Source organism: Enterococcus sp. 2201sp1_2201st1_C11_2201SCRN_220225, assembly GCF_040925905.1.
GTDB classification, from domain to species: domain Bacteria; phylum Bacillota; class Bacilli; order Lactobacillales; family Enterococcaceae; genus Enterococcus_C; species Enterococcus_C asini_A.
The window spans coordinates 22,598-28,710 of record NZ_JBCOJC010000033.1; the positions used below are offsets into that span (position 1 = coordinate 22,598).

At 39.0% G+C, this 6,113-nt stretch carries 5 protein-coding genes; all 5 read right to left on the reverse strand.

What is annotated here, in order from left to right; translation table 11 throughout:
* Nucleotides 1–32: 32 nt before the first annotated feature.
* Nucleotides 33–872: a BglG family transcription antiterminator LicT gene (licT, locus tag AB5754_RS09465; protein WP_311833189.1), complete on the reverse strand. Its 840-nt coding sequence runs from the start codon at nt 870–872 to the stop codon at nt 33–35.
* A gap of 444 nt (nt 873–1,316) precedes the next feature.
* Nucleotides 1,317–3,101 (reverse strand): ABC transporter ATP-binding protein, encoded by a 1,785-nt coding sequence (locus tag AB5754_RS09470; protein WP_311833188.1) that lies wholly within the window; start codon nt 3,099–3,101, stop codon nt 1,317–1,319.
* Nucleotides 3,101–4,852, reverse strand: a complete 1,752-nt coding sequence (locus AB5754_RS09475; protein ID WP_368250807.1) for an ABC transporter ATP-binding protein — start codon at nt 4,850–4,852, stop codon at nt 3,101–3,103. Before AB5754_RS09475 ends, AB5754_RS09470 begins: the two co-directional genes overlap by 1 nt.
* A 113-nt stretch (nt 4,853–4,965) precedes the next feature.
* Nucleotides 4,966–5,202, reverse strand: a complete 237-nt coding sequence (locus AB5754_RS09480; protein WP_311833186.1) for a YneF family protein — start codon at nt 5,200–5,202, stop codon at nt 4,966–4,968.
* Nucleotides 5,203–5,336: 134 nt separating this feature from the next.
* Nucleotides 5,337–6,113, reverse strand: a 777-nt coding sequence (locus tag AB5754_RS09485) for an ABC transporter permease (protein WP_368259564.1), incomplete at its 5' end; no start/stop codon positions are given.

The window sequence follows — 6,113 nt, forward strand, 5'->3', positions numbered from 1 at the left end:
TATTGTGCTTATTACTAAATCTTTCTACTTAATTACTGACTAGCTTTTTGTACCAATCGAGCTAAATGAACGGTCAAATAAAGTTTTTCATCATTGGTCATGCCATAGGAATACTTTTGCTTGATATAGCCTTCAATTTTCAGCACACATTGATAAGCATTGTGGTATTTCAGTTGAATAATATCTAATAATTCCTGATCGGTTTCATCCACTAATTGATTGCCACTCATAATTCGTGCAGCGAAAAAGCGCAAATGAGTGGAAAAACGGTAAAAATAAACCGAATCCTCATCAAAAGGTGTTTTGAAATAAAAACTAGCAATCTGAGTAATTTCCTGCATTAGCTCAGTTAGTTCATAAACATCTTGTTGGCCTTTATGAGTTTGAGCATTAACTAAGTGTAAAGCAATAAAGCCTGCTTCATCTTCTCCCAAATCTAGTTGATACTTTTCTAAAATCTTATTTGTTGCTTTTTTGCCAATAGCGAACTCTTCAGGATAAAAACGTTTAATGTCCCATAAGAGGATATTTCGCACTCGGACACCACTTTTCACTCTTTGAACGGCGGTGTACAAGTGATCGGTTACGGAAATATAAATCGAATCACTCAATGGAGTTTTCAGTGTTTCTTTCGCATAGTCAATAATGGACGTAGCTAATTTCAAATAGGTTAAAGGAACATCCATTAGTAATTCTTGAAATTGTCGAGAAATTCCATCTTCTAATTGATAGCGTTTGTCAATGAGTTCTTCTTCCAGCGTCTCACCAATTTTCTTTTGAAAAGCTAGACCCCGCCCCATCACAATAACCTCTTTATCCTTTTCATCACGAGAAAGCACCACATTGTTATTTAAAATCTTGACAATTTTCATAAATGCTTCACCGACCTCCTTTCCAATACATTATTCATCATTTGTTCATTTTTATTATAATTTAATGATAAATAACAACGCCGGTGATGTCAACGCTTCCAAAAAAATTGCGTCTTTCTTTTCTCCCCTCCTTTTAGTGCATAGAAAAAACCCAATGAACCCACACGAAATAAAGGTGTGTTCATCAGGTTTAGCTTGTTTGCACAATCACTATCCATAATTTGCCTATTCAATTAACACGTTTATCTTAACAACAAAAGAAAACGCTGTCAACAAAATAATAAATTTTTTTGTAATCTTTTTTATTTCCTTCCAAGCATTTTATGAGAAACGCTCATTTTTTCCTCTTACTTCTCAAAAAAATCCGGGACAAAAAAACCCGGATTTTTTGAGTAGTTGACTTTACTCGACTTGTTCTGTAAAAATCCTAGAACTAACAGTCTTTCAACCTTCTTCAGAACTTTGTAGCTTATACATATCACCGTAAAGTCCACCTTGTGCCAGTAATGCTTGATGAGTCCCTCGCTCCACAATTCGTCCCTTATCCAAAACCAAGATTAAATTGGCATCTCGAATGGTAGACAAGCGGTGGGCAATGGCAATCGTTGTTCGACCTTGACGCATATTGGCTAAGCCTTCTTGAATCAGGCCTTCTGTTTCCGTATCAATATTTGCGGTGGCTTCGTCTAAAATTAAAATTTTAGGCTTGGTCACCATGGTACGGGCAAAGGATAATAATTGGCGCTGACCACTGGAATAACTGGCTCCTCGTTCAATAACTTTGGCATGATAGCCACCGGGAAGCTCCCGTATAAAATGATCTGCTTGAACAAACGTTGCTGCTTCTACGATTTCTTCATCAGTGATGTCTTTGTTTAATAAACGAATATTGTCACTAATATCGCCATAAAACATAAAGGCATCTTGTAAAACGAGCCCCAGTTTTTCCCGCAGTTCTTCGATGGGAAAATTCCGAATATCCTCGTCATCAATCAAAATTTGTCCTTGTCCAAATTCATAAAAGCGCATGAGCACATTGATAATCGAACTTTTCCCACTACCTGTATGTCCGACTAAAGCCACCGTTTCTCCGGGATTTGCCACAAAAGAAATATTTTTTAAGACATCATTTTGCCCATCATAAGAAAAACTCACATTGCGAAACTCAATTTTCCCTAAGCTTATCTTTTTATCGGCTCCGGGATTTTGCTGCGGGGTAACTTCTGTTTCATCCATGATCTTTAAAATCCGGCTGGCTGCCACCACACCATCCGTGAAGACAGAAAGAAAGTCCATCATTTGGTTCATGGGATTGAAAAAACCTTGAACATAAGTGGTGAAGGCATAGATCAAGCCTACTTCCACAGGAGAGTGTAATGCATCAAAACCAAACAAAGTTAAACTCATGGCTACAGCAATGGCGTAAAGCAAATTAATAATGGGTGCTAGTAATAGTGAGTTCGTTTTGATCATTGCGTAACGAGTGTGTAAATAGTCCTCATTAATCGCTTCAAATTCTTCGTTCACTCGAGCTTCTTGGCGAAATTGTTGGATAATCGTCATGCCCGAAATCGACTCGTTTAGCTTGGTATTCAACTGACTGAGTTTTTCCCGCATATTTCGATAAATCACCGAGCTGAATTTTTGATAATACCAGATTACAACTAAAAGAATGGGTAAGAAAATCAAATTCACCACCGCAATCTCAGGTGCAATCATAAACATGGCGACAAAAGAAGAGCCCACAGCGAAAAGACCAGTTAATAACATTAAAAATACATGCCAAAAGTCAAAGAGAGTTTCTGTGTCATTGGAAACCCGAGAAACAATGGAACCGGCAGGCGTTTGGTCAAAGTAACGCATACCCAGTGTATGCAATTTTTCAAACAGCTTCACCCGGATGTATTGAAAAGTTTGTAAAGATGCCATGGAGTACAAAAACCATTGAAAGAACCAAATGACCGCCTTCATCAATACGCCAAAAAGATACAGCGCTGCAAAAAAGTAAATCACCGACTGAGTAGCCGTTTTCGGGGTCAAATAATTATCCATAAACGTTTGAATAATCCGCGGCATAATGATATTTACCACCGAAAGCAATAAAGCAAAAACAATCGCCCCATAGAAGGTTTTTCTAAATGGTTTCGCAAAGGTAAACATGCGTTTAATAATCACTTTTTGTTCACTAAAAGGAATCGACTTACTCCATTCAGATTGATGTTTTTCCATTACTGAACCCCTCCTTCTATTTTGGCTTCTAATTGTTGCCGCTCCCACATTTTCTTATACCAACCTTCTAAGGCTAATAGCTCTTCATGACTTCCTCGCTCAATTATTTTGCCTTCGTCTAAGACAAGGATTTCTTTGGCGTGCATGACAGAGCTTAAGCGGTGGGCAGAAATAATCGTAGTCTTAGATGCCCGAACTTCTTTCAAGCCACTTAAAATCGCTTCTTCTGTAGTGGCATCCACCGCAGATAGAGCATCATCTAAAATCAATAATTCTGGTTCTACTAGTAAGGCTCTGGCAATGGAAACCCGCTGTTTTTGGCCTCCAGATAAAGAAACACCACGCTCGCCAACCATGGTGTCATAACCATTAGGCAAAGCTTCAATGTCTTCATGAATCGCTGCTAACCGAGCTGCTGCCTCCACTTGTGCTTGACTTGCCCTTGGATTGACAAAGCGAATATTATCCCGAATCGTCATGGAAAATAAGAAATGATCTTGAGGAACATAGCCAATGGAATGCAAAAGGGCATCTAAGGTGTAATCTTTGCTATCAATAGCCCCATAGACAATTTGACCTTGGTAATCGTCATATTGTCGCAGTAACAATTTCATCAAAGTGGTCTTTCCTGCACCCGTTCGTCCTACAATCCCAATGGTTTCCCCTTCTGCTAAAGTAAATTTTATTTGAGATAAGGCCGGGCTTTCATCATCGGGATACTGAAATTTGGCAATTTCCACATTTAATCCGCCCCTAGCTGGTGTGTCCAAGGCTTTAGGATTCAACTTAATATGAGTCTTTTTTCCTAACAATTCTGAAACTCGGTCATAACTCGCATTGCCTCGTTCCAACACATTGAATAGGCGACCAATGGCAAACATCGGCCAAACCAACATGCCAATATAACTGATAAATGATACTAACTGCCCAATGGTAATAATATCTTCCATAATAAAATTACCACCAACAATAATCGTCAAGACATAGCTCAAACCAATAATGAGGGTAATGAAAGGGTCAAACAATGCATCTAAAAAATTAACACGGCGATTTTTCACAATCGCATTGTCGATTTGACCTTGAAAATCGGCAATGTCTTCTAGTTCTTGCCCAAAGGTTTTGATTACTTTGATTCCCGTAATGCTTTCTTGGGTTTTATCATTAATGGTGGAAAATGCTTCTTGAGCTTCTCTGAAAGCATCGTGCAGTTTAGAGCCCAAAACCCGGGAAGTCAATCCTAAAAAAGGCATGGGAATCAATGCAATCAACGTTAAACGCCAATCTACAAAAAGCAACATCGCCACCACCGTTGCGCCACCGGTAATAAAGGAATCCACAAAGGTTAAAATCCCAGCCCCCGCTACGTTTTGAATGGCATTCAAGTCATTAGTAGCATGGGCCATCAAATCGCCAGTGCGGTGTTCTTGATAAAAAACATGATCCATCTTCGTAAAATGATCAAAAAGTTGCCGGCGCAAATCTTTTTCCAAGCGAGCAGCACTGCCCCAAATATGGGTTCGCCACACATAGCGAAAAACATATTGGCCAATGGCTGCCAAAACTAAAATAACTACCCAAAATAAAACGGTTTGTATCTTTAATTTTCCGTCAGCGATCGTGTCAATAATAATGCCGATTACTTTTGGCGGAATCAATTGCAAAAACGCTACGAGAATCAACGAGGTAATCCCGATGGTATAAGAGCGTTTTTCTTGTTTAAAAAACCAGCCTAACTTACGAAATATCGACATGATTCCCCTCCTTTTCTTTTACTCATAATCTTTACCCATTCCATTGCTAGTCTTGTTGAAAGCACAAAAAAACGGACCACAAAATCGGCCCGTTTCTACAAAAAAGTCACCGTTTACTTCTTTTTGGAAGTGCTGTTTTGTGACTTCATCTGTTGCATCATTTGACGAATTTTTTTCTCTGAAGGCTTTTGCCCCATTGACATCATCATTGTGCGTAACATGTCCTCATTAACGGGAGGATTTTTTTCAAAATAATCTTGCATATATTTACGGGCAAGGAAAAAGCCGCCCACTGCGCCTAATAATGCACCAATAACTACAAATACTACTACAAGAGGTGTTGAAACCATAGCAATCGCTCCTTTCCCATAATTCTAGTCTGGACTTAGCCAAACCACATTCCAATTAGTAATTCTACTAGAAAACGCGCTAAAAGAAAAGGTATTTTGGGAATTTCCTGTCAATCACCCAAAATACCGATTCATTAACTTAACGCTACGTCTCTAGCACTGAAAATCCAGTTGGCAAAGAAGTAAAATAAAACACTGTAAATCCCTAATGCCCCCAGAGATTGCCAAAAGTCTAGCGTGAAATAGGAATCTAATTTTATTCCCGCTAATTGGGGAATTGTCTCACGGATATTCAATGTATTAAAGAGATTCCATTTAAGCCAAGGATATTTTGCAATACCGATTGCTAAGAAACTGTTAACCAAGGAACTGCCAAAGAGTACTCCCCCGCCTAAGCCCACTGCCATAGCTTGAGAACGCATGGTGGCTGAAATAAACATGGTAATGGTCAAATACAAAATCACTAAAATTAGATTTACAAAGGCGGTCACCAGCGCCACTTGCAAAGCTGACCAAGTGCCATAACTTGTCATAACAGCCAAAGGAGACTGACTTTTTAAAATCAGATTGGCGGAAACAAAACTCGTAATCCCTAAAACCACCGTTCCTAAGATGGCAAACAAGAGAGAGTTCATAAATTTAGCAGCAAAAATCTGGGTCCGAGAATAAGGGCGAATCAAAAGAAATTTAATCGTTCCCCGGGAAAATTCTTCCGCAATTGAAGAGGCGGCTACCACGACAACAAAGAGATTTAAAAAGGAAGTCATATCTGTCAACGTAGCAAAGAGATCGTTTGCTTTCATTGCCTCTGGATTAGCCACTTTAATAATCACAGTGATTCCTATCGTTGAGCCAACTAAGATAGCCAACATAATCCAAGTGGAAAGTTTTTTGGCGAGTTTAATCCATTC